At 72.9% G+C, this 22,287-nt stretch carries 19 protein-coding genes and 3 pseudogenes; 15 read left to right on the top strand and 7 right to left on the bottom strand.

What is annotated here, in order from left to right; genetic code table 11:
* Window positions 1-109 precede the first annotated feature (109 nt).
* Window positions 110-610, top strand: coding sequence for a transcription elongation factor GreA (gene greA, locus B1205_RS18080; RefSeq protein WP_089156675.1), 501 nt, complete (start codon window positions 110-112; stop codon window positions 608-610).
* A gap of 121 nt (window positions 611-731) precedes the next feature.
* Here greA and ilvA read toward each other — a convergent pair whose 3' ends face one another.
* The 3 genes from ilvA to B1205_RS18065 are packed head-to-tail and all read right to left on the bottom strand — an operon-like array spanning window position 732 to window position 4,580.
* Complete coding sequence (ilvA, locus tag B1205_RS18075) at window positions 732-1,952, bottom strand: threonine ammonia-lyase (RefSeq protein ID WP_089156674.1); 1,221 nt, start codon at window positions 1,950-1,952, stop codon at window positions 732-734.
* A 55-nt stretch (window positions 1,953-2,007) separates the two neighbouring features.
* Window positions 2,008-3,420 carry an amidase gene (locus B1205_RS18070; RefSeq protein WP_089156673.1) on the bottom strand — a complete coding sequence of 471 codons (1,413 nt, stop codon included), beginning with the start codon at window positions 3,418-3,420 and terminating at the stop codon, window positions 2,008-2,010.
* Between the two features lie 17 nt (window positions 3,421-3,437).
* Window positions 3,438-4,580, bottom strand: a complete 1,143-nt coding sequence (locus B1205_RS18065) for a cystathionine gamma-synthase (protein WP_089156672.1) — start codon at window positions 4,578-4,580, stop codon at window positions 3,438-3,440.
* Window positions 4,581-4,656: 76 nt separating this feature from the next.
* Between B1205_RS18065 and B1205_RS18060 the strand changes: the two genes are divergently transcribed.
* The 4 genes from B1205_RS18060 (at window position 4,657) to msrA (ending at window position 6,962) form a co-directional block, all read left to right on the top strand.
* Window positions 4,657-4,986 (top strand): hypothetical protein, encoded by a 330-nt coding sequence (locus tag B1205_RS18060; protein WP_089156671.1) that lies wholly within the window; start codon window positions 4,657-4,659, stop codon window positions 4,984-4,986.
* Complete coding sequence (locus B1205_RS18055; protein WP_140158090.1) at window positions 4,986-5,696, top strand: nucleotidyl transferase AbiEii/AbiGii toxin family protein; 711 nt, start codon at window positions 4,986-4,988, stop codon at window positions 5,694-5,696. The genes B1205_RS18060 and B1205_RS18055 overlap by 1 nt, the downstream gene beginning before the upstream one ends.
* Window positions 5,697-5,812: 116 nt before the next feature.
* A complete protein-coding gene (locus B1205_RS18050) occupies window positions 5,813-6,226 on the top strand; it encodes an HIT family protein (protein ID WP_089156669.1) in 414 nt (137 codons plus the stop codon).
* Between the two features lie 76 nt (window positions 6,227-6,302).
* Window positions 6,303-6,962: a peptide-methionine (S)-S-oxide reductase MsrA gene (gene msrA / locus B1205_RS18045; RefSeq protein WP_089156668.1), complete on the top strand. Its 660-nt coding sequence runs from the start codon at window positions 6,303-6,305 to the stop codon at window positions 6,960-6,962.
* Window positions 6,963-7,118: 156 nt separating this feature from the next.
* On the opposite strand, the gene B1205_RS18040 is transcribed toward msrA, so the two are convergent.
* Window positions 7,119-7,526 (bottom strand): winged helix-turn-helix transcriptional regulator, encoded by a 408-nt coding sequence (locus B1205_RS18040; protein ID WP_089156667.1) that lies wholly within the window; start codon window positions 7,524-7,526, stop codon window positions 7,119-7,121.
* A 51-nt stretch (window positions 7,527-7,577) separates the two neighbouring features.
* Here B1205_RS18040 and B1205_RS18035 point away from each other — a divergent pair, with 51 nt between their 5' ends.
* The 6 genes and pseudogenes from B1205_RS18035 to B1205_RS18010 all read left to right on the top strand — a co-directional run.
* A complete protein-coding gene (locus B1205_RS18035) occupies window positions 7,578-8,351 on the top strand; it encodes an alpha/beta fold hydrolase (protein ID WP_089156666.1) in 774 nt (257 codons plus the stop codon).
* A gap of 200 nt (window positions 8,352-8,551) precedes the next feature.
* Window positions 8,552-10,342: an N-acetylglutaminylglutamine amidotransferase gene (locus B1205_RS18030; protein ID WP_089156665.1), complete on the top strand. Its 1,791-nt coding sequence runs from the start codon at window positions 8,552-8,554 to the stop codon at window positions 10,340-10,342.
* A 2-nt stretch (window positions 10,343-10,344) separates the two neighbouring features.
* A pseudogene (gene ngg / locus B1205_RS18025) lies at window positions 10,345-12,131 on the top strand (N-acetylglutaminylglutamine synthetase).
* On the top strand, window positions 12,128-13,312 hold the full coding sequence (locus tag B1205_RS18020; RefSeq protein WP_089156664.1) for an osmoprotectant NAGGN system M42 family peptidase: 1,185 nt from the start codon (window positions 12,128-12,130) through the stop codon (window positions 13,310-13,312). Before ngg ends, B1205_RS18020 begins: the two are co-directional and overlap by 4 nt.
* A 281-nt stretch (window positions 13,313-13,593) precedes the next feature.
* The gene (locus B1205_RS18015) at window positions 13,594-14,523 is read left to right on the top strand and encodes a ribonuclease Z (protein ID WP_089156663.1); all 930 of its coding nucleotides are present in this window, start codon (window positions 13,594-13,596) and stop codon (window positions 14,521-14,523) included.
* Window positions 14,520-14,921, top strand: a pseudogene (locus B1205_RS18010) (GNAT family N-acetyltransferase); the annotation flags it as partial. The gene B1205_RS18015 and the pseudogene B1205_RS18010, both read left to right, overlap by 4 nt.
* Window positions 14,922-15,252: 331 nt before the next feature.
* On the opposite strand, the gene B1205_RS18005 reads toward B1205_RS18010, so the two are convergent.
* Window positions 15,253-16,623, bottom strand: coding sequence for a cystathionine beta-synthase (locus tag B1205_RS18005; RefSeq protein ID WP_089156662.1), 1,371 nt, complete (start codon window positions 16,621-16,623; stop codon window positions 15,253-15,255).
* Window positions 16,624-16,698: 75 nt separating this feature from the next.
* Window positions 16,699-17,055, bottom strand: a complete 357-nt coding sequence (locus tag B1205_RS18000; RefSeq protein ID WP_089156661.1) for a YkvA family protein — start codon at window positions 17,053-17,055, stop codon at window positions 16,699-16,701.
* Between the two features lie 131 nt (window positions 17,056-17,186).
* On the opposite strand from B1205_RS18000, the gene B1205_RS17995 reads away from it, so the two are divergent.
* The 4 genes and pseudogenes from B1205_RS17995 (at window position 17,187) to B1205_RS17980 (ending at window position 21,832) form a co-directional block, all read left to right on the top strand.
* A complete protein-coding gene (locus tag B1205_RS17995) occupies window positions 17,187-18,233 on the top strand; it encodes an SGNH/GDSL hydrolase family protein (RefSeq protein ID WP_089156660.1) in 1,047 nt (348 codons plus the stop codon).
* Window positions 18,230-18,987 (top strand): annotated as a pseudogene (locus B1205_RS17990) (SGNH/GDSL hydrolase family protein). The gene B1205_RS17995 and the pseudogene B1205_RS17990 overlap by 4 nt, the downstream one beginning before the upstream one ends.
* 58 nt (window positions 18,988-19,045) lie before the next feature.
* Window positions 19,046-20,308 carry an acetyl-CoA C-acetyltransferase gene (locus B1205_RS17985; RefSeq protein ID WP_089156659.1) on the top strand — a complete coding sequence of 421 codons (1,263 nt, stop codon included), beginning with the start codon at window positions 19,046-19,048 and terminating at the stop codon, window positions 20,306-20,308.
* 39 nt (window positions 20,309-20,347) lie between these two features.
* On the top strand, window positions 20,348-21,832 hold the full coding sequence (locus tag B1205_RS17980) for a CYTH and CHAD domain-containing protein (RefSeq protein WP_089156658.1): 1,485 nt from the start codon (window positions 20,348-20,350) through the stop codon (window positions 21,830-21,832).
* A 113-nt stretch (window positions 21,833-21,945) separates the two neighbouring features.
* Here B1205_RS17980 and B1205_RS17975 read toward each other — a convergent pair whose 3' ends face one another.
* Entirely contained in the window at window positions 21,946-22,266 is a 321-nt protein-coding gene (locus B1205_RS17975; protein WP_089156657.1) for a hypothetical protein, read from the bottom strand.
* Window positions 22,267-22,287: the final 21 nt, after the last annotated feature.

Here is a 22,287-nt window from a genome sequence, read left to right as displayed (position 1 = left end):
CGGTCCCGCCGCCGGCACCCGGGGTGATCGTTCACACCTCGACGGGTACGGCACTGGTAACTTGGTAGTTCACCTGTCAGCCAGTCCGCACCAACCGAGGAGATCGCCTGTGTCCACCAAGGGAAACGAGGCGCCCGCCACCTGGCTGTCCCAGGACGCTCACGACCGCCTTCAGGCCGAGCTCGACGAGCTGATCGCCAACCGGCCGGTCATCGCCGCCGAGATCAACGCCCGGCGCGAGGAGGGCGACCTGCGGGAGAATGGTGGCTACCACGCCGCCCGCGAGGAGCAGGGCAAGGCCGAGGGACGCATCCTCTACCTCAAGGAGCTGCTGCGCACCGCCAAGGTCGGTGAGGCGCCCGACGCCGACGCGGTGTCGCCCGGCATGGTCGTGACGATCTACTTCGACGACGACGCCGACGACACCGAGACGTTCCTGCTCGGCTCCCGGGAGATCGCCTCCACCACCGACCTCACCGTCTACAGCCCCGAGTCCGCGCTCGGCAAGGCCATCCTCGGCGGCAAGGCGGGCCAGACCTGCACCTACACGGCCCCGAGCGGGGCCGACATCAAGGTGACCGTGGTCTCCTTCGAGCCGTACTCCGGCTGACCCCCCTCCGGACCCGTGCCGGACGGCTCGGGTCCGACCCGACCGAGGCTGACAGGCTCCTCGGACCCGAGCCCCACGATCGAACGCCCCGACCGGATCATCCGGCCGGGGCGTTCGCGGTTCACCCCTCGCCCGCGAAGCTCACCTGGTAGCCGCTGGCCCGCAACGCGCTGATCAGCGTGTCCGAGTGCGCCACCCCGCGGGTCTCCACGGAGAGCGCCACCTCCACCTCGCCGAGCCGCAGGTGCGGGTTGGCCCGCTGGTGCACCACGTCGACCACGTTGGCCCGGTGCTCGGCGATCTCGCCGAGCAGCGAGGCGAGCTGCCCGGGCCGGTCGGTGCAGCGCACCGTGACGCGCAGGAAGCGGCCGGCCGCCGCCAGGCCGTGTTCGATCACCCGCAGCATCAGCAGCGGGTCGATGTTGCCGCCGGAGAGCACCGCGACCACCGGCGTGGTCACCTCCACCGCGCCGGCCAGCAGCGCCGCCACGCCGACCGCGCCGGCCGGCTCCACCACCTGCTTGCCGCGTTCCAGCAGCATCAGCAGCGCCCGGGAGATGTCCTCCTCGGAGACGGTGACCACGTCGTCGACCAGCTTGCGGACGTGGGTGAAGGTCAACTCGCCGGGACGGCCGACGGCAATCCCGTCGGCGATCGTCGCGAACGAGGGCAACCGCACCGGCTCGCCGGCCTGGAGCGAGGGCGGGAAGGCCGCGGCGCTCGCCGCCTGCACCCCGATCACGCGTACGTCGGGTCGCAGCGCCTTCGCGGCCACGGCCAGACCCGAGACGAGGCCACCGCCACCCACCCCGGTCACGATGGTGCGCACGTCCGGGCACTGCTCCAGGATCTCCAGCGCCACCGTGCCCTGGCCGGCGATGACGTCCGGATGGTCGAACGGGTGGATGAACACCGCCCCGGTCCGTTCGGCGAAGGTCTGCGCCGCGACCAGCGACTCGTCCACCGTGTTGCCGACCAGCTCGATCCGGGCGCCGTACCCCTTGGTCGCGGCGACCTTCGGCAGCGGCGCGTTCACCGGCATGAAGACGGTGGCCCGCGCGCCGACCAGGCCGGCGGCGAGCGCCACCCCCTGCGCGTGGTTGCCGGCGCTCGCCGCCACCACCCCGCGGGCCCGTTCCTCGGCCGACAGCCGGGAGATCCGCACGTACGCGCCGCGCACCTTGTACGAGCCGGCGCGCTGCACGTTCTCGCACTTGAGCCAGACCGGCCCGCCGAGCTCGGCGCTCAGCGGCCGGGACGGCTCCAGCGGGGTGGTACGGGTGACACCGGCGAGCAGTTCCCGCGCGGCCTGTACGTCGGCGAGACCGACCAGTTCCGTCATGCCCCGATCGTGCCACCCACCCCCGGCGCGAGCTGTGGCGACGTCGCCGCCGCGATCACGCCGAAGCCGGCGACCCGGTTCCGACGCGGGGATAGCCGGGGGCGTGCCGCTGCCACGGTGCCTGCATCTCGAACTGGCCGGCCACGCCGAGCAGCAGCAGCTCGGAGCCGGGCGGGCCGACGAACTGCACGCCGACCGGCAACCCGTCCGGGCGGCGGCCCACCGGCACCACGATCGACGGCAGGCCGGCGATGTTCCACGGCGCGGCGTACGGCGCGTACCGGATGTTCGTCCGCATGTTCGCCAGCCAGGAGCGACCCGACCAGCCGGCGGCCTCCGGCGGCGGTCCGGCCAGCGCCGGGGTGAGCAGCAGGTCGACCGCGTGGTCGGCGAAGAACTGCACCGACCGGTCGCGCCAGGCCGCCCGGTCGGCCTCCTTGACGTACCCCCGGCGCTGCGCCCACTCGCCGAGCGCGACGTGCCGGCGGCTGCGCCGCTGGAGTCGGCCCGGCGCCACCCCGGCGGCCCGCACGTCGGCGGCGGCCGCCGCGAACCAGGTGGCGATGCCCTGGAGGCCGAGCCGGGTCGGGTAGACCGGGTCGGTTCCGACGGTGTCGTGCCCGGCGGCGGCGAGCAGCCGGCCGGCGGCGGCGACCGCGTCGCGGTTCGGCGCGTCCGGGGAGACACCCTTCACCGGGGAGCGCAGCGAGACGCCGACCCGCAGCCGCGGCGGCGGGACCAGCTTGTCCGGCCGGCGGCCGGCCAGCACCGAGAAGCCGACCACCGCGTCGGCCACCGTGCCGGTCAGCATGCCGTGCTCGGTGAGGCCGAACCAGTCGTCCGCGCCGAGCTGGCACGGCACCACGCCCCGGCCGGGCTTGAGCCCGACCAGGCCGCAGCAGGCCGCCGGGATGCGGATCGAGCCGAGGCCGTCGTTGCCGTGGGCCATCGGCACCAGCCCGGCGGCCACCGCGGCGGCCGCGCCGCCGGAGGAGCCGCCGGGGGTACGCGTCGGGTCCCACGGATTGCGGGTCACCCCGGTGTCGTCGTCGGTGAGGGCCCACAGGCCCAGCTCCGGCATCCGGGTCACACCGAGGATCACCGCGCCCGCGCCGCGCAGCCGGCGGACCACCTCGTGGTCGGCCTCCGCCACGGGAGTACGCATGGCGGCCGACCCGTTCCAGGTGGGCAGCCCGGCCACCGGCGTGTTCTCCTTCACCGCCACCGGCACCCCGGCGAGCGGCAGCTCGGCCAACTCCTCCTGCTCGTCGACCTTCTCCGCCTCGGTGAGCGCCTCACCGCCGCGCACCGTGCGGAACGCGGCCAGCTCGGCGTCGACCCGGGAGACGTGGTCGAGGTGGTCGGCCACGACCTGGGTGGCGGAGACGTCACCTCGGCGTACCGCGCGGGCGATCTGCTTGGCGGTCGCCCCGACCCAGGTCGTCGGCAAGATGTCCGGCACTGCCACCCTCCGTCGTCCAGCGGTCAGCCCAGTGCCTGCTCCAGATCGGCGAGCAGGTCGTCGACCGTCTCGATGCCGACAGACAGTCGCACGAGATCGCCGGGAACTTCAAGCGGCGAGCCGGCAGCGCTCGCGTGTGTCATCCGACCCGGGTGCTCGATCAGGGACTCGACCCCGCCGAGCGACTCCGCGAGCACGAACAGCCGGGCCCGGTTGCAGATCTGCACCGCGTGCTCCTCGCCGCCCGCCGCCCGGAACGAGATCATCCCGCCGAACCGGCGCATCTGCTTGGCCGCGACCTCGTGACCCGGGTGCGAGGGCAGGCCGGGGTAGATGACCTGCGCGACCTTCGCGTTGCCGTCGAGGAAGGCGGCGATCCGCTCGGCGTTGTCGCAGTGCCGGTCCATCCGTACCCCGAGGGTCTTGATGCCGCGCAGGGTGAGCCACGCGTCGAACGGGCCGTTGATCGCACCCATCGCGTTCTGGTGGTAGCGCAGCTCCTCGCCGAGCGCCCGGTCCGCCGCGACCAGCGCGCCACCGACCACGTCGGAGTGCCCGCCGACGTACTTCGTGGTGGAGTGCACCACTACGTCCGCGCCGAACGCGATCGGCTGTTGCAGGTACGGCGAGGCGAACGTGTTGTCCACCACCAGCAGCGCGTCGGCGTCGTGCGCCACGGCGGCCAGCGCGGCGATGTCGGCGATGCCGAGCAGCGGGTTGGTCGGCGTCTCCACCCAGATGATCCGGGTGGCGCCGGGCCGGATCGCGGCGCGCACGGCGTCCGGGTCGGAGACCTTCGCCGGAGTGAAGTCCAGGCCCCACCGCTGCGCCACCTTGGCGAACAGGCGGTAGGTGCCGCCGTACGCGTCGTCCGGGATCACCACGTGGTCGCCCGGCTTGCAGACGGTCCGCAGCAGGGTGTCCTCGGCGGCGAGACCGCTGGCGAAGGCGAGCGCCACCGGGCCACCCTCCAGCGCGGCCAGGCACTCCTGCAACGCGTCCCGGGTGGGGTTGCCGGAGCGGCTGTACTCGTAGCCCTCGCGGGGGGCGCCGACGGCGTCCTGGGCGTAGGTGCTGGTCTGGTAGATCGGTGGGATCACCGCGCCGGTGCGGACCTCGGGGTCCTGGCCGGCGTGGATGGCGAGCGTCTCGAAGCCGTGACTCATGCCGGAGACGTTAGTCCGCTGGTCCGCCCCGGCGCGGGGAACCCGGCGCGTCGGACCGGTCGGCCATACTGGTTCGGTGAGTTCGACCGAAGTGCTGCCCTCCCGCCTGCACGGCGTCGCCGACCGGATCCCACCCTCGCTGGAGATGCTGGCCGGTCCACGGTCGGGCCGCGTCACCTTGCCCGTGCGGTTGGCCTGGTCGGGTCCGACCGATTACGACATCGGCGATCCGCACGAACGACTGACCTTCTACTGCTTGCTGCTCGACTGCGGCCAGCGTCGCGACATCGTCAACTACGTCAACGCCGCGCTGCTCCGCCAGGACTGGCCCCGCATCCGACGGCTGACCGCGCGCCGGGTGATGCGGCTCTGGGAGCGACGGCTGCCTGACCTCACCGCCGGGTGATGGACGAGCTGCATCGTCGCCTGTTGAAGATCGGCTTTGCCGCCGGCGACGACCTGGGCTTGATGCTCGCGGGTGGCTACGCCATATGCGCCCACGACCTGGTCGACCGGCCCTCCCAGGACATCGACTTCGCCACGTCCGCCGTGATGCCGCTTCCTGTCGTGACGGACCGCCTCGCCGCCGCCTACGTCGCAGCCGGGTTCTCCGCTCGGATCATCGAGTCGACACCTCGGATGGCTCGCCTGCTGATCTCGGACGATGTGACGTCATGCGAGGTCGACCTACTCAAGGAGGCGCTTGCGCCACCGGCCCGGATGGCTCTGGGCCCGGTGTTGGCCTTCGAGGACGCTGTCGGGCTCAAGGTCCGCGCGCTGCACGACCGCGCCGCCCACCGGGACTACATAGACGTCCGCGCCGCGCACGGGCGACTCGGGTGGTCCGAGCTGGAGCGCCTCGGTGCCCGCCACACCGCGGGCTTCTCGCTGGACGAGTTGGCCGATCGGCTGGGTGGCGTGATTGAGCGGGACGTCCGAACCTTCCGTTCATACGGTCTCACCGAGCCACAGGTCGACGAGCTGCGCGGGTGGGCGCTGCGGTGGGAGGCGGACATCCGCGCACGCCTCGCCAACGGCGAAACCGGCCCACCCGGCATCCCCGACGACGACTGGGACGCCTACCTGGACCGACCCGGATCCACCCGCCCGCGTTGATCATGAGGTTGACGGTGGTCGCCGTCCGAAATGTCGCCGTCAACCTCATGATCACCGCGGCGGGACGGGGTGAGACGCGCCGGGCGGAAGCGTGCGGTGGGGCCTAGCCTGGGCGGATGGGTGGGTGCGTGTTCTGCGGGATCATGGCCGGCGAGGTGCCGGGCTTCGTGGTGACGGACGAGCCGGACGGGGTGGCGTTCCTCGACACCCGGCCGGTGTTCAAGGGACACGTACTGGTGGTGCCCCGCGTCCACCTGGTCACGCTGACCGATCTGCCGGCCGACGCGCTGCCCGGCTACTTCCGGCTGGTGCAGCGGATCGCGGCGGCGGTGCAGACCGGTCTGGGCGCCGGGGGGACGTTCGTGGCGATGAACAACCTCGTGTCCCAGTCCGTTCCGCACCTGCACACCCACGTGGTGCCCCGGACGAAGGGCGACGGGCTGCGCGGCTTCTTCTGGCCCCGCACCCGCTACGCCGACGACACTGAGGCGAGCGGCTACGCCGAGCGGATCTCGGCCGCGCTGGCCTGAGGTCGTGGCGGGCGGGTAAGGAACCGGGGACCGGCGCTGTTGCACACGCTGGGAAAGCCACGAGAGGAGTCCCACCGTGTTCCTCCGCCGCATGAAGGCCGAGATGATCGCTCCTGACCAGGCCCTGCCGGGCCGTCCGCTCGCCATGCCGATCGCCGACCGGCACGAGGTGCTGCCGTCGTCGCTGACCGGCCCCTTCCCCGAGGGCGCGCAGGTCGCTGTCTTCGGCATGGGCTGTTTCTGGGGTGCCGAGCGCCTGTTCTGGACCCTTCCCGGCGTGATCACCACGTCGGCCGGTTACGCGGGCGGGTACACCACCAACCCGACGTACGAGGAGGTCTGCTCCGGCATGACCGGGCACGCCGAGGTGGTGCAGGTGGTCTACGACCCGTCGACGATCGCCTACGAGGACCTGCTCAAGGTCTTCTGGGAGAACCACGACCCGACCCAGGGCATGCGCCAGGGCAACGACGTGGGCACCCAGTACCGCTCGGCGATCTACACCACCACCGACGAGCAGCGCGCCGTGGCGGAGGCGTCGCGGGACGCGTTCGCGCCGATCGTCGCCCGGGCCGGCAAGGGCGAGATCACGACGGAGATCGCGCCGCTGGGCGACTACTTCTTCGCCGAGGACTACCACCAGCAGTACCTGGCCCCGACGAAGAACCCGGGCGGTTACTGCAACCACGGCCCCAATGGCATGACCTGCCCCGTAGGTGTCGCGAAGACCATCTAGCCACCACAGGCCACCGGGCTACGGCCCGGTGGCCTTGGCCGGACGGCTACCAGAGCGTGTCGGCAAACGACTCCTCCTGCCGCCGTCCGAAGGCAAACACCGCGCCAACGCTTACCGGTCGGTCCACCAACCGCTCGAAGGCATCTGCCCGGCGGCTCAGCGTCCACGCCTTCGGGCATCGCGTATGGCGGGCATGTTCGCCTCGGCCCAGGCACGCACCGCGGCGAGCGGCTCGTCCAGCGTCCGGCCGAGCTCCGTCAGCGAGTACCAGGTGCGTGGGGGAACCGCCGCCTCGACACGGCGGCTGACCAGGCCGTCGTCGATCAGATGACGAAGGGTCTGCGACAGCATCTTATGCGAGATGCCGGGCGCGGCTCGGCGTAGCTCGGCGAAGCCGCACTCGCCCGGGTAGGCGTGGGCCAGCACCTTGACCAGCATGGACGTCCAGCGATCGCCGATCCGGTCGAGGAGTTCGCGGGTGGGGCACGCGGGATCGAACAGGTCACCGGTTACCGGGCGGTCACCAGGTGACGGCGAAGTGCCTTCTTGATGATCCACGGCCATTCTCCCAGGCTCGGTGATGTCCGACCGACCCTACCGAGAAGGATCTCCACGATGCGGGTCATGACGAATGGGACCGAACTGGCGGTCCAGGTGCACGGCACCGGCGCACCGCTTCTGCTGTTGCACGGGTGGCCGCACACCGGTCGGATCTGGGATCAGGTGCGGCCGGAGGGCCGACGGGTCATCGTGCCGGACCTGCGCGGCCTGGGAGACAGCGCTGAGGCGCGGGACGGGTTCGACGCGTCCTGCGGGGCAGCGGACCTGATCGGCCTGATGGACGCGATGGAGGTCGAAACCGTCGAGGTGGCCGCCATCGACGCCTCCGTGCCGACGGCGTTCCTACTGGCGATGACCCGTCCCGAGCGGGTCAGCCGGCTGGTGCTGATGGAAGGCACACTTCCCGGGCTGCCCGGCGGCTTCGACGCGCCACCGTGGTGGTTCGGGTTCCACGCCGCGCCGGATCTTCCGGAGGCGCTTGTCGAGGGACGAGAGGACGCCTATCTCGGCTGGTTCCTGCGGGACGTCCGCGACGCCGATCTGCGCGCCGGCCTGGTCGACGCCTACCGCGGCCGGCCTCGGCTCTCGGCCGGCTTCGGCTCCTACCGCGCGATGGGCAGAAACGCCGAACTGATTCAGGCCGCGACGGGGGCCGGGCGCCTGCGCGTCCCGACTGTCGCCCTCGGCGGGAACGTCGTGGGCGAGCGTCTGCACCGTCAACTTGAACCGGTCACCGACGACCTGCGAGGCGAGACCCTGGAGCGATGCGGGCACATCGTCCCGCTCGACCGGCCCGATGCTCTCGTGAAACTGTTCGCCAACCCGTGAGTTGCGGACTGATCCGATCCGGGCCTGCGGTGTTCGTCACACCGCGGGCCCGGCGCGCTTCGGACATCCATCCCGGGCGGGCAGGAACCGAGTCTGTGACAGGCAACCACTGTCGGTGACGGCGCATCGTAGCAAGTTGTCACACGCTCGTCATCGGCTCAACAGGCGAACTGCAACAACCTCTGGCAGCATTGGCTCGCATGTGCGGACTTGCGGGAGAGTTCCGCCGTGACGGTTCACGGGCCGATGTCTCGGCCGTGGAACGGATGGCGGCCACGATGAGTGACCGAGGGCCCGACGACAGCGGCGTCTGGTCGCAGGGCCCGACCGCGCTGGGACACCGGCGTCTGAAGATCATCGACCTGTCCGCGGCGAGCGGCCAACCGATCGTCGACGCCGCCGCGGGCCTCACCGGGGTCTTCAACGGCTGCGTCTACAACTACCGGGAACTGCGCGCCGAGCTTCAGGCAAAGGGCCACCGCTTCTTCTCCACCGGGGACAGCGAGGTCGTGGTCAAGGCGTACGCCGAGTGGGGGCTCGACTTCGTCGACCACCTGATCGGCATGTTCGCGGTGGCGATCAGCGAGCGCGACACCGGCCGCCTGGTGCTGGCCCGGGACCGCCTCGGCATCAAGCCGCTCTACCTGGCCGAGAGCCCCGGCGTGGTGCGCTTCGCCTCGACCCTGCCGGCGCTGCTGGCCGGCGGCGGCGTCGACACCACCATCGACCGGGTGGCGCTCGCCCACTACCTGAGCTTCCACAGCATCGTCCCGCCGCCGCGCACCATCCTCGCCGGCGTCACCAAGCTGCCGCCGGCCACCGTCCGGGTGTACGAGCCGGACGGCTCCACCCGGGAGCGGGTCTACTGGGACCCGACGTTCGGTCGCGCCGCCGAGCGCACCGGCTGGTCCGAGCGGGACTGGCAGGACGCGCTGCTCGACTCACTCACCACCGCGGTCCGCCGCCGGATGGTGGCCGACGTGCCGGTGGGTGTGCTGCTCTCCGGCGGCCTCGACTCCAGCTTGGTGGTCGCGCTGCTGGCCGGCGAGGGGCAGGCCCGCTCCGGCCTGGCCACGTTCTCCATCGGCTTCGACGCCGTCGGCGGCCGGGAGGGCGACGAGTTCGTCTACTCCGACCTGGTGGCGAAGACGTTCGGCACCGACCACCACCAGATCCGGGTGCCCACCGGCGACCTGCTGCCGCCGCTGGAGGCCGCCGTCGCAGCCATGAGCGAGCCCATGGTCAGCCACGACTGCGTGGCGTTCTGGCTGCTCAGCCAGGAGGTCGCCCGGCACGTCAAGGTGGTCCAGTCCGGCCAGGGCGCGGACGAGATCCTGGGCGGCTACCACTGGTACCCGCCGCTGGCCGGCGTGGACCGGGAGGCGGCGCTCGACACGTACGCGAAGGCGTTCTTCGACCGCGACGCGGCCGGACTGGCCCGGGTGCTGAACCCCGACTGGCTGGCCGACGGCGATCCGGCGCGGGAGTTCGTGGCCGCGCACCTGGGTCGGGCGGGCGCGCAGACCGCGGTCGACGCCGGCCTGCGGATCGACACCCAGGTCATGCTGACCGACGACCCGGTGAAGCGGGTCGACAACATGACGATGGCGCACGGGCTGGAGGCCCGGGTGCCGTTCCTCGACCACGAGTTCGTCGAGCTGGCCGCGAGCTGCCCGCCGGAGCTGAAGCTGGCCCAGGGCGGCAAGGGTGTGCTCAAGGAGATCGGCCGGCGGGTCCTGCCGCACGAGGTCATCGACCGGCCCAAGGGCTACTTCCCCGTGCCCGGTCTCACCCACCTGGAGGGCAAGCTCCTCGACCGGGTACGCGACGCGCTCACCGCCCCCGAGGCACGCCGTCGTGACCTGTTCCGCGCCGACTACGTCGACGCGCTGCTCGCCGACCCGAATGCCGAACTCACTCCGTTGAACGGAAACAAGCTGTGGCAACTGGGACTCCTGGAAATGTGGCTCCAGAGCCACGGAATCGACTGACCGTGACCGACACCCTCGCCACCGGCACGGCGCGTACCGATCGGGAACGGGTGCTGGGCCGGCGCCGGGAACGCACCGGCCCGGGCGGTGACCCGGTCGCCCCCGGCGCACCGGAGCCTCGCCTGCCGTCCACCGCCGCCGCCACCGACGCCTCCGGCGTGGTGCTGGACTGCGGCTGGGGTCGGCTGGTCTTCGGCCAGACCTTCACCGACCAGGTGCACGTCGCCGACGTGCTGCGGTCCGAGGCGAACGGCGCCCGGGACATCTGCATCTACCTGCGCGACCCGCATGTGCTGGTCTCCCGGCTGCCGGACGAGCTGTTCATCGACCCGTCGCTGACCTACCGGCTGCCGCTGGGTGAGCGCCGGCCGGCCGCCACCGAGGGTGGCGAGGTCCCCGGGCTGACCATCCGGCCGATGCGCGACGCCGCCGACGCGGACGCGGTGAACCGGATCTACGCCCGCAACGGCATGGTCACCGCCCCGGTCGAGGTGCTGGTGGACAACGCCGCCACCGACCGGTTCCTGCACCTGGTCGCCGAGGACGCCACCGGCGAGGTGGTCGGCACCATCACCGGCGTGGACCACGTCGCGGTCTTCGACGACCCGGAGAACGGCGCCAGCCTCTGGTGCCTGACGGTGGACTTCAACACCGCGCCGCCCGGCACCGGCCAGGCACTGCTCACCGCGCTCGCCGACCGGCTCGACGAGCGGGGCCGGGCGTACGTGGACCTGTCCGTGCTGGCCGAGAACTCGGGCGCGATCCGGCTCTACGAACGGCTCGGCTTCCACCGCACCGGCACGCTCTGCGTGAAGCGGAAGAACCCAATCAACGAGCGGCTGTTCCTGCCCGCCATGCCCGAGGGGTACGACGAGCTGAATCCGTACGCGAAGATCGTCGCGGACGAGGCGATGCGGCGCGGCATCCGGGTGGAGGTGACCGACCCGCGCTGGGGTGAGCTGAAGCTGACCACCGGCGGCCGGACCATCCACACCCGCGAGTCGCTGTCNGCATCCTCACCGAGGCGGGGCTGTCGGTGCCGCGCGGGCGCACCGCCACCGGCGACGCCGACGACCTGGCGTTCCTTGCCGACGTCGGTCCGGTGGTGGTCAAGCCGGCGCGGGGCGAGCAGGGCAACGGCATCACCGTCGGCGTGCGTACGCCGGAGGCGCTGACCGCGGCCGTCGAGCTGGCCCGGCGGTTCTGCCCGGACGTGCTGATCGAGGAGATGCGCGCGGGCGAGGACCTGCGGGTGGTGGTGATCGACCACGAGGTGGTGGCCGCCGCGGTCCGCCGGCCGGCGCAGATCACCGGCGACGGGGTGCACGACGTCACCGAGCTGATCGAGCGGCAGAGCCGCCGCCGGGCCGCCGCCACCGGTGGCGAGTCGCGGATCCCGATCGACGACATGACCCGCGAGGTGGTGGCCGAGGCCGGCTACCGGATGCACGACGTGCTGCCGGAGGGCCAGGTGCTGGCGGTCCGGCGGACGGCGAACCTGCACACCGGCGGCACCATCCACGACGTGACCGCCGAACTGCACCCGGCGATCGCCGGGGCGTGCGTGACGGCCAGCCGGGCGCTGGACATCCCGGTCACCGGGCTGGACCTGCTGGTGCCCGCCCCGGACGCACCGGAACACGTCTTCATCGAGGCCAACGAGCGGCCCGGCCTGGCCAACCACGAGCCGCAGCCGACCGCCGAACGCTTCGTCGACCTGCTCTTCCCGGGCACGCGGGCACCGCAGCGACTCTGGTCGCCGGCCGGTGCGGCAGGCTCTGGGGCATGACCGCACGGAAACCCGAACCGCTCACGCTCGACCTCGAATACCTGCGCCAGGTGCTGGTGGAACTGCTGGAGATCCCCAGCCCGTCCGGGCGTACCGACCACATCCAGCAGTACGTGGGCGAGCGGCTCTCCGCGCTCGGGATCAGTTCCACGCTGACCCGGCGCGGCGCGCTGAGCGCCTGCCTGCCCGGTCCTCGGGAGACCGGCGCCGACCGGGCGATCGTGGTGCACACCGACACCATCGGCGGCATGGTGAAACGGCTCAAGGAGAACGGCCGGCTGGAGATCAACCCGATCGGCACGCACAGCGCACGCTTCGCCGAGGGCGCCCACGTACGGATCTTCACCGACGACCTGGACCGGGTGATCACCGGCCAGGTGCTGCCGCTGAAGGCGAGCGGACACCGCTACAACGAGGCAGTGGACCTCCAGGGCGTCGGGTGGGAACTGGTCGAGGTCCGGGTCGACGAGCCGGTGCACGACGAGGCCGGCCTGCGGGCGCTCGGCGTCGACGCCGGGGACTTCGTCGCGTTGCTGCCCAACCCGACCATCACCCCCGCCGGGTACGTGAAGTCCCGGCACCTCGACGACAAGGCCGGCGTGGCGGCGGTACTGACCGCGTTCAAGGCGATGGTCGACGCGCGCGTCACCCCGGCGGTCACCGCGCACCTGCTGGTCACCGTCACCGAGGAGATCGGCCACGGCGCCAGCCACGGGCTGGACCCGGACGTGGCGGAGATCGTCTCGGTGGACGCGGCGGTGGTCGCCCCCGGGCAGCAGTCCCGGGAGAACGCGGCGACGCTGGCCATGGGCGACGGGGTCGGGCCGTTCGACTACCACCTGACCCGCAACCTGGCTTCGATCGCCACCGAGCACGGCGTCGACCTGGTCCGCGACGTCTTCGACTACTACCGCTCGGACGCGGCGTCGGCGGTCGAGGCCGGGGCGCACGCCCGGGTGGCGCTGCTCGGCTTCGGCGTGGACGCCACCCACGGCCACGAGCGCACCCACCTCGACGGCCTGCGCCAGCTCGCCCAACTGCTCTGCCTCTACCTGCAGAGCCCGCTGGTGTTCCCGGAGTGGGACGCCGAGCCGGAGGGCGACCTGGCCGACTTCCCGTCGCTGGCGGTCCAGCCGGCGCACGAGGAAGGCCCCCGCGAGGGCCCCATCGGCGTGGAGTGAACGTGTGTGAGGGAAATCCGTTGCCGAGGCCGCCGGGAAGTGGATAGCGTGGCGGTACACGGGAAAGGAGGTGGTCCAGACTTGTATAGCAATCGGACTCGTGAGGTGGCTGTCCGCTAGCCGCTGTCCTCGACAGTGAACAACGATCGTCGAGACCGTGTGGCAGCGGTGCGGCGAAACCACGACAGCCACCCGACCCCCGGGGTGCCGGCCATAGTCCAGCCGGCCCGCGCGCGAGCGCGGAAGCCCCGGGGGTCGCTTCATGTCAGCCGGAGGATGCGGTGTCGATGCGTGAGCTGGTGGTGCTCGGCACGGCCAGTCAGGCCCCCACCCGGGCCCGCAACCACAACGGCTACGTGCTGCGCTGGGACGACGAGGTGATCCTCTTCGACCCGGGCGAGGGCAGCCAGCGGCAGATGCTGCACACCGGGATCACCGCCACCGACCTGACCCGGATCTGCGTCACCCACTTCCACGGCGACCACTGCCTCGGGCTGCCCGGCATGATCCAGCGGCTCTCCCTGGACCGCGTGCCGCGCCCGGTGGCGGTGCACTTCCCGGCCGGCGGCGCCGACTACTTCACCCGGCTGCGGCACGCGTCGAGCTTCCACGAGACCGCCGAGCTGGCCGTCGAGCCGATCGACGCCGACGGGCAGCGGATCACCGTGGGCGTCGGCACGCTGGAGGCCCGCCGGCTGCGGCACCCCATCGAGACGTACGGCTACCGGCTGGTCGAGCCGGACGGCTGCCGGATGCTGCCGGAGCGGCTCGCCGCGTACGGCATCGCCGGTCCGGCGGTGGGGCGGCTGCTCCGCGACGGCCACCTGGACCTCGACGGACGCCGCGTCACCCGCGACGAGGTGAGCGTCGTCCGGCCGGGGCAGCGGTTCGCGTTCGTGATGGACACCGGGCTCTGCGACGGGGTGTACGCGCTCGCCGAGCACGCCGACCTGCTGGTCATCGAGTCGACGTTCCTGGCGTCCGAGGCCGCGCTCGCCGCCGAGGTCGGGCACCTCACCGCCGGCCAGGCCGCGCGGGTGGCGACCGAGTCGGGGGTACGCACGCTCGTGCTCACCCACTTCTCTCAGCGGTACGCCGACCCGCGCCGATTCCACGACGAGGCCCGGGCACACTTCACCGGCGAGCTGGTGATCGCCGAGGATCTGCTCACGGTTCCGGTGCCACCCCGGCGGGTACCGTCGCCCGGGTGACCGTTGCCCTACGCCCCGCCACCGACGCCGACCTGATGGCGGTCGGTGCCCTGCACCAGCGCTCCCGGGTGGCGGCGTACGCGTCGTTCCTGCCGCCGGAGGCGCTGGCCGACCCCACCGAGGAGGCGATGGGCCGCTACTGGGTGGAGCGGCTGACCTGGGAGGCCGCCGACCACCGGATGACCGTGGCCGAACGGGCCGGGCGACTGGTCGGCTTCAGCTACCTCGGCCCGGACGACGAGGGCGACCCGACGACCGGGCTGCTCAACGCGATCCACCTGGAGCCGGCCGAGCGGGGCCGGGGCACCGGCCGGGCGCTGATGGTGGACGCGCTGGACGCGATGCGGGCCCGTGGGTGGACGCGCGCGGCGCTCTGGGTGCTGCGGGACNCCGCACCGACCGCATCGGCCCCGCCCTCGTCCCCCAGCTCCGCTACACCCGCCCCGTGTAAGGAAGGGGCCCTTCTTAACGCCTGCGGTATAGGAGGGGCCCCCTCTTAACACCGCACGATGCGCTCAGCGGATGCGCGCATGGTGGCGAGAACGGGGGCACCGCGGCGGGCCGACGACGCCGTGCTCGACGCGTACGTCGCGAGTGGCAGCCAGCGCGGCGGCGGGTGCCGCCCGCGGTGGGGCCTACCGGTGTGCGGACGCCGCCGCGCGGCCGGGCGTGTTAAGAAGGGCCCCTTCCTATACGCCAGGCGTTAAGAAGGGCCCCTTCCTTACATCGTCAGCGGGCGCCGAGGTGGGCTAGCAGGTCCTGGCGGGTGAGCACGCCCTTGGGCTTGCCGTCGACCAGCACGAGCGCCGCGTCGGCCTTCTCCAGCAGCGCCACCGCCTCGCTGACCGGCTGCCCTCCGCCGATCATCGGCAGCGGCTCGCCCAGGTGCCGTTCGATCGTGTCGTGCAGGTGGGCCTGGCCGGTGAAGAGCGCGTCGAGCAGGTCCTTCTCGGCGATGGAACCGGCCACCTCGCCGGTCACCACCGGCGGCTCGGCCTTGAGCACCGGGAGCTGCGAGACACCGTATTCCCGCATGTAGTCGATGGCGTCGCGGACCGTCTCGGTCGGGTGCACGTGCACCAACTCGGGCATGCCACCCGGCTTGCCGGCGAGCGCGTCGGCCACGGTCGGCTCGCTGCCGGAGTCGTCCAGGAAGCCGTACCGGGCCATCCACCGGTCATTGAAGATCTTGGACAGGTAGCCCCGGCCGCCGTCCGGCAGCAGCACCACGACCACGTCGTCCGGCCCGGCCTTGCGGGCCACCTCCAGCGCGCCCACCACGGCCATGCCGCAGGAACCGCCGACCAGCAGCCCTTCCTCGCGGGCGAGCCGCCGGGTCATCTCGAACGACTGCTTGTCCGACACCTCGACGATCTCGTCAGCGATCGAGCGGTCGTACGTCTCCGGCCAGAAGTCCTCACCGACGCCCTCGACCAGGTACGGCCGGCCGGTGCCGCCGGAGTAGACCGAGCCCTCCGGGTCCGCGCCGATCACCTTGACCCGCCCCTCGGACGCCTCCTTGAGATAGCGGCCGATGCCGGAGATGGTGCCGCCGGTGCCGACGCCGGTGACGAAGTGGGTGATCTTCCCTTCGGTCTGCCGCCACAGCTCCGGGCCGGTGGTTTCGTAGTGCGAGCGCGGGTTCGCCGGGTTGCTGTACTGGTTGGGCTTCCACGCGCCGGGGATCTCCCGGGCCAGCCGGTCGGACACGTTGTAGTAGGAGCGCGGGTCCTCCGGCGCGACGGCGGTCGGGCAGACCACCACCTCGGCGCCGTACGCCCGCAGCACGTCCTGCTTGTCCTGGCTGACCTTGTCCGGGCAGACGAAGACGCAGCGGTAGCCGCGGAGCTGCGCCACCAGGGCCAGCCCGACACCGGTGTTGCCGCTGGTCGGTTCCACGATCGTGCCACCCGGCCCGAGGATGCCCGCCTTCTCCGCGTCCTCGACCATGCGCAGCGCGATCCGGTCCTTGACCGAGCCGCCCGGGTTGACGTACTCCACCTTGGCCAGGACGGTCGCCTGGATGCCCTCGGTGACGTTGCGCAGGCGTACCAGCGGGGTGTTGCCGATCAGCTCGACCACGTTGTCGTAGTACTGCACCTCGTTGTGCCCTTCGTCGCGCCGCCGTCGTTCCGGCGGCCGGTCAGCCGGTTCCGCCGCCCAGCGTACGTGCCGTCAGGGCGCCACATGCCCGGGGATGACGGAGCTGCGGCGTGCTTCCCACTCCAGGAACCGTTCGGTTTCGGCGAGCACGCTGCCGGCCAGCCAGGTGATCATCACCGCATCGTCGGCCAGGCCGAAGATCGCCAGCGGGATCTCCGGCAGCAGGTCGATCGGGGAGACGATGTACGCGGTCGCCCCGGCCATCAACGCCAGGCGCAGGCCGCCGTCGTACTCTCCCCGGCCGGTGGCCCGGATCATCCGCGGCAGTGCTGCCAGCCGGGCGCCCAGCGACGGCCCGCCCCGCGCGCCGGCCGCCAGTGCCCGGGCCAGCGCGGCGAACGCGGCGCTGCGCTTCAACGTCTTCCCCATGATTCCGCCCTTCTCGCCCGACCAGGGTGCGCCATCGGGGCAAGCCCATCCCCTCGGGTACCCAGAACGGCCGTCTCCCAGCCACCCGATCAGGGACGGCGGGGGTCGTGCCGGCGCGATACTGTCGGTTCATGGGGGACGCTGGTTCCGTGACGCCGGTCCGCCGGCAACGCGCCTGGCGGATCGCCCGTCTCGCGGCGATCGGCACGGGCGCCACGGTGGCGGCCACCGCCGCCACCGGCGGGATGCTGCTCGGCCAGGCCCGGCAGGCCCGGCGCACCATCCCGATGGCCGAGGCGCCGCCACCCCGCTGCGACGGCGTCTACGGCGCGAAGCTTCCCGGTCCACCGGTCACCATGGTCATCCTTGGCGACTCGTCGGCCGCCGGCTACGGCGTGCACCGACGCCGCGAGACGCCGGGCGCGCTGCTGGCCACCGGGTTGTCCCGCCGGCTGCACCGGCCGGTCCGGCTGCACCGGTTCGCCGTGGTGGGCGCGCTCTCCGCCGGGCTGCGGCCGCAGGTCGAGTCCGCCCTGGAGGTCGGGCCGGAGATCGCCGTGGTGCTGGTCGGCGGCAACGACGTCACCAACCGCACCCCGCCCTCGGTGGCCGTGCGCTGCCTGGCCGACGCGGTGCGCACGCTGCGCGCGGCCGGCTGCGAGGTGGTCGTCGGGACTTGTCCCGACCTGGGGGCGATCCGCCCGATCCAGCCGCCGCTGCGCTGGCTGGCCCGCCGCTGGAGCCGCCAGCTCGCCGCCGCCCAGACGGTGGCCGTGGTGGAGGCGGGCGGCCGGACGGTCTCCCTGGGCGACCTGCTGGGCCCTCGGTTCGCCGCCGAGCCGGCCCGGATGTTCGCCTGGGACCGGTTCCACCCCTCCGCGGAGGGTTACGCGATGGCTGCGGCCGCGCTGCTGCCCACTGTGCTCTCCGCGCTGGGGGCCGTCTCCGAACGCAGGCCTTCGCTCACCGGCCTGGAAGGCGTACGGTCGCTTCCGGAGGCGGCCCACGAGGCGGCCCGGCACGCCGGCACGGAGGTCACCGGCGCCCAACTCCGGGGCCGCGACCGCGGGCCCGGCGGGCGGTGGGCTCTGCTTCGCCGGCGGGCCTTCTTCGGCGTCGGCGCGGTGCCCCCGACCGGCACCGCCGCCGACTCGGCCACGCTGGAGGGAACGGCATGAGCGGATCGAGTGAGGCGGCCCGGTGGGGCCGGGCCGCGGCCCTGTCGCTGCTNACCGGGAGTACGCGCAACCCGAGCTGGGCCTCGTGCTGCGCGCCACTGTCGGTCGGGTGGACGCGCCACCGCTGCGGTTGGTGCTGCTCGGCGACTCGTCGGCGCTCGGCGTCGGCGTCGACCGGTTCGAGGAGACCATCGGCGGCCAGCTCGCCCACCTGCTCGCCGAGGGGGCGGCCGGCCGGCGGGTGCACCTGTCCAGCGTCGGGGTCTCCGGGTCTCGGGCCACCGACCTGGCCACCCAGGTGGCCCGTGCGCTGCTCGGCGAGCGGCCCGATGTGGCGGTGGTGCTGATCGGGGCGAACGACGCCACCGCGCTGGCCCGGCCGGTCGACGCGGCGGCGTACCTGGGCTCTGCGGTGCGCCGGCTGCGGGAGGCGAACGTCGAGGTGGTGGTGGGCACCTGCCCTGACCTCGGCGCGGTCCGCGCGGTCGCCGCCCCGCTGCGTCAGGTGCTCGGCTGGTCCGGGCGGCGGATGGCGCGGGCCCAGACGGCGGCCGTGCTCGACGCCGGGGGCACCGTGGTGGATCTGGGCACCGAGACCGGCCCGGTGTTCCGGGCCGACGTCGGCACGCTCTGCCACGACGGTTTCCATCCCTCCGCGGACGGTTACCGGGTGTGGGCGCACGCCCTGCTCCCGGCGGTCGAGGCCGCCGCGGCGGTCGCGTTCCGGCATCACCGTCGGCCGCCGGCGGGGTGACATTTCCCGCCCGGCGTGCGGCTTCCACCACAAGTTACCCGCGGGTTAACGTTGGTTCATGCCGATTGAGTCGCCCCGCGACGCCGTCATCGTCGCCACCGCCCGGTCCCCCATCGGTCGCGCGTTCAAGGGGTCCCTGCGCGAGGTGCGCCCGGACGACCTCGCCGCCACGATCGTCCAGGCCGCCCTCGACCGGGTCCCGGCGCTCGATCCCACCACCATCGACGACCTCTACCTCGGGTGCGGCCTGCCCGGCGGCGAGCAGGGCTTCAACATGGCCCGGGTGGTCGCCACCCTGCTGGGCCTGGACGGCCTGCCCGGCGCCACGCTGACCCGTTACTGCGCCTCCTCGCTCCAGACCACCCGGATGGCGATGCACGCGATCCGGGCCGGTGAGGGCGACGTGTTCGTCTCCGCCGGCGTGGAGATGGTGTCCCGGTACGCACGGGGCAACTCGGACACCCTGCCGCCGGAGGCGCAGGCGCTGGTCGGCGGCGGCTGGGAGAACCCGCGCTTCGCCGAGGCGCGCGAGCGGTCGCAGGTCCGCGCGCAGGCCGGCGCGGAGGTGTGGACCGATCCGCGGGAGTCCGGCCGGCTTCCGGACGTCTATCTCGCGATGGGGCAGACCGCGGAGAACCTGGCCCAGGTGCACGACGTCACCCGCGAGGACATGGACGCGTTCGGTGTCCGCAGCCAGAACCTGGCCGAGAAGGCGATCGCGGACGGTTTCTGGGCCCGCGAGATCACCCCGGTGACCACGCCGGACGGCACGGTGGTGAGCGCGGACGACGGCCCCCGCGCGGGGGTGACATTGGAGGGCGTGTCCGGACTCAAGCCGGTGTTCCGTCCGGACGGCCGGATCACCGCCGGCAACTGCTGCCCGTTGAACGACGGTGCCGCCGCAGTGGTGATCATGAGCGCCGAGCGGGCGGCCGAGCTGGGGCTCACCCCGTTGGCCCGGATCGTCTCCACCGGCGTCACCGCGCTCTCCCCGGAGATCATGGGTCTCGGGCCGGTCGAGGCGTCGAGGCAGGCACTCAAGCGGGCCGGGATGACCGTCGACGACGTCGACCTCGTGGAGATCAACGAGGCGTTCGCCGCCCAGGTGATCCCGTCGTACCGGCAGCTCGGCCTGCCGGAGGAGAAGGTGAACGTGATGGGCGGCGCGATCGCGGTCGGCCACCCGTTCGGCATGACCGGCGCCCGGATCACCGGCACCCTGCTCAACGCGCTGGAGTGGCACGACAGGACGATCGGTCTGGAGACCATGTGTGTCGGCGGCGGCCAGGGCATGGCGATGGTGCTCGAACGACTGAGCTGAGCGGGGTTCACCCACGCACGGTCGGGTAGGGGTCTCCCCATGGCGACCGTGGTGGAACGCGAGCGCAAGTACTCCGGCGACGAGGATTTCCGGCTGCCCGACCTGACCGGGTGCGGTGGCGTCGTGACGATGTCCGACGCCACCGACCTGGACCTGGACGCCGCCTACTGGGACACCGACGACCTGCGGCTGCTCCGCGGCGGGCACGCGTTGCGGCGGCGTACCGGCGGGCACGACGCGGGCTGGCACCTCAAGGTCGGCGCGGTCGGTGGCACCCGGGTGGAGCACCAGTTCCCGGCCGGGGAGTCCGACGACGGCCCGCCGGCCGAGTTGGTCGCGCTGATCCGGGGCGCGTCGCGGGGCCGGCCGGTGGCGCCGGCCGCCCGGGTGGTCAACCGTCGCCGGGAGCGACGGCTGCTGGACGCGGACGGCCGGGTGCTGGCCGAGGTCGCCGAGGACGACGTCCAGGCCGAGGACCTGGTGGACGGCACCAGGCGGACCTGGCACGAGATCGAGGTCGAGCTGGTCGACGGCGACGAGGCGCTGCTCGACGCGGTGGCGGCCCGGCTGGGCGAGGCGGGTGCCCGGGAGGAGCCGGTCAGCAAGTCCCACCGGGCCGTCGCGGGGCGACTGGCGCGGTTCGACGACGGGCCGGCCGGCGGCGCGGCGGGTCCGGTCGTCGGGTACGCCCGCAAGCAGCGGGACGCGATCGTCGGCAACCACGCGGCGGCGTACCAGGGGGACGAGGACGCGGTGCACGACATGCGCGTCGCGGTCCGCCGGTTGCGGGCCACGCTGCGGACGTTCCGCGGCCTGTGGGACCGGCGGGAGAGCGAGGCGCTCCGGTCGGAGCTGCGCTGGCTCGGCGGCGAGCTGGGGCGCGTACGCGACGAACAGGTGATGGCCGCCCGGCTCGCCGCGGCGGTACGCGAGCTGCCGGACGAGTTGGTGCTCGGCCCGGTCGCCGCCCGGATCGACCAGCGGTTCGCCGCCGACCTGGCCGAGGCGACCGACACGTTGCGGGCGGCGCTGGACTCCGACCGCTACCCCGAGCTGCTGACCCGCCTGGACCGGCTGCTCGACGGTCCGACCGGCGAGGTCGACCGCCGGTGGGTGGACCGCCGGGTACGCCGCGCGGTGCGCCGGGCCGACGACCGGCTGGACGCCGCGCTCACCGTCGCCGGGCCGGCCGCCGACACCGAGCTGCACGAGGCACGCAAGAAGTACAAGGCCGCCCGGTACGCGGTCGAGGTGCGCGAGCCGGCGGTCGGCAGACCGGCCGCCCGCCTGGTCAAACGGTTCAAAGCGTTGCAGGACCTGCTCGGCGGTCACCAGGACTCGGTGGTGACCCGGGAGGTGCTGCGCCGGCACGCGCTCCTGGCGTACGCCGAGGGGGAGAACACGTTCACCTACGGCCTGCTGCACGGCCGACAGTCCGCTGCCGCCGGCCACGACCGCCCGGCTGTGCTCCGGGCCCGAGACCGCGCCCGACACCGCAAGCTACGCCGCTGGCTGACCCGCTGACCCCCCGTACCCGTCGATCTTGCAGTTCCGGCCCGCCGAGCGTCCGTCATGCCCGTTTCGCCGGGGCGGAAAGTGCAAGATCGACGAGGTGGGGGGTGGGGTGGGGGTGGGGGTTAGAGGGTGGCGCGGGTGCGGGTGATCTTCTCGGCGGCGTCGGCCAGCACGGGGGGTGGTGGGTCTGCTCGGGCCAGGTCGGCGGCGACCACCCGGAGCTGGTCGGGCAGGGTCAGGTCGCTCGGCAGCCGGGGCACCTCGCGGCGCGGCTCGCCGGCCGCGTCGGCGGCCAGGTTGGCGATCTCCTGGACCAGCTTGTGCACCAGGTCGGCCCGGGACACGTTGCCCCCCTCGGCCGGCGCCGACCAGCGTGGCTGCTGCCAGTGCCCGACCTGTCGGACCAGCAGGGTCACCGCCCGGTCCAGTTCCGCTGCGCTCATCGCCGCCGAGTCTACGGTCGA

The sequence above is a fragment of the Micromonospora sp. NBS 11-29 genome (genome assembly GCF_002140155.1).
In the GTDB taxonomy this organism is placed as follows: Bacteria; Actinomycetota; Actinomycetes; order Mycobacteriales; family Micromonosporaceae; genus Micromonospora.
The sequence above is the reverse complement of the archived record's forward strand: the minus strand, read 5'-3'. Positions and strand labels throughout refer to the sequence as shown.

Bases quoted from the DNA above. Each gene is read 5' to 3' on its own strand.
- B1205_RS17980 (WP_089156658.1), top strand. From the start codon at position 20,348: ATGGCGACCGTGGTGGAACGCGAGCGCAAGTACTCCGGCGACGAGGAT.
- B1205_RS18040 (WP_089156667.1), bottom strand. From the start codon at position 7,526: ATGGCCGTGGATCATCAAGAAGGCACTTCGCCGTCACCTGGTGACCGC.
- B1205_RS18055 (WP_140158090.1), top strand. From the start codon at position 4,986: ATGGACGAGCTGCATCGTCGCCTGTTGAAGATCGGCTTTGCCGCCGGC.
- B1205_RS18035 (WP_089156666.1), top strand. From the start codon at position 7,578: ATGCGGGTCATGACGAATGGGACCGAACTGGCGGTCCAGGTGCACGGC.
- B1205_RS18065 (WP_089156672.1), bottom strand. From the start codon at position 4,580: ATGAGTCACGGCTTCGAGACGCTCGCCATCCACGCCGGCCAGGACCCC.
- B1205_RS17975 (WP_089156657.1), bottom strand. From the start codon at position 22,266: ATGAGCGCAGCGGAACTGGACCGGGCGGTGACCCTGCTGGTCCGACAG.
- B1205_RS18000 (WP_089156661.1), bottom strand. From the start codon at position 17,055: ATGGGGAAGACGTTGAAGCGCAGCGCCGCGTTCGCCGCGCTGGCCCGG.
- B1205_RS18020 (WP_089156664.1), top strand. From the start codon at position 12,128: ATGACCGCACGGAAACCCGAACCGCTCACGCTCGACCTCGAATACCTG.
- ilvA (WP_089156674.1), bottom strand. From the start codon at position 1,952: ATGACGGAACTGGTCGGTCTCGCCGACGTACAGGCCGCGCGGGAACTG.
- B1205_RS17995 (WP_089156660.1), top strand. From the start codon at position 17,187: ATGGGGGACGCTGGTTCCGTGACGCCGGTCCGCCGGCAACGCGCCTGG.
- B1205_RS17985 (WP_089156659.1), top strand. From the start codon at position 19,046: ATGCCGATTGAGTCGCCCCGCGACGCCGTCATCGTCGCCACCGCCCGG.
- B1205_RS18050 (WP_089156669.1), top strand. From the start codon at position 5,813: ATGGGTGGGTGCGTGTTCTGCGGGATCATGGCCGGCGAGGTGCCGGGC.
- B1205_RS18030 (WP_089156665.1), top strand. From the start codon at position 8,552: ATGTGCGGACTTGCGGGAGAGTTCCGCCGTGACGGTTCACGGGCCGAT.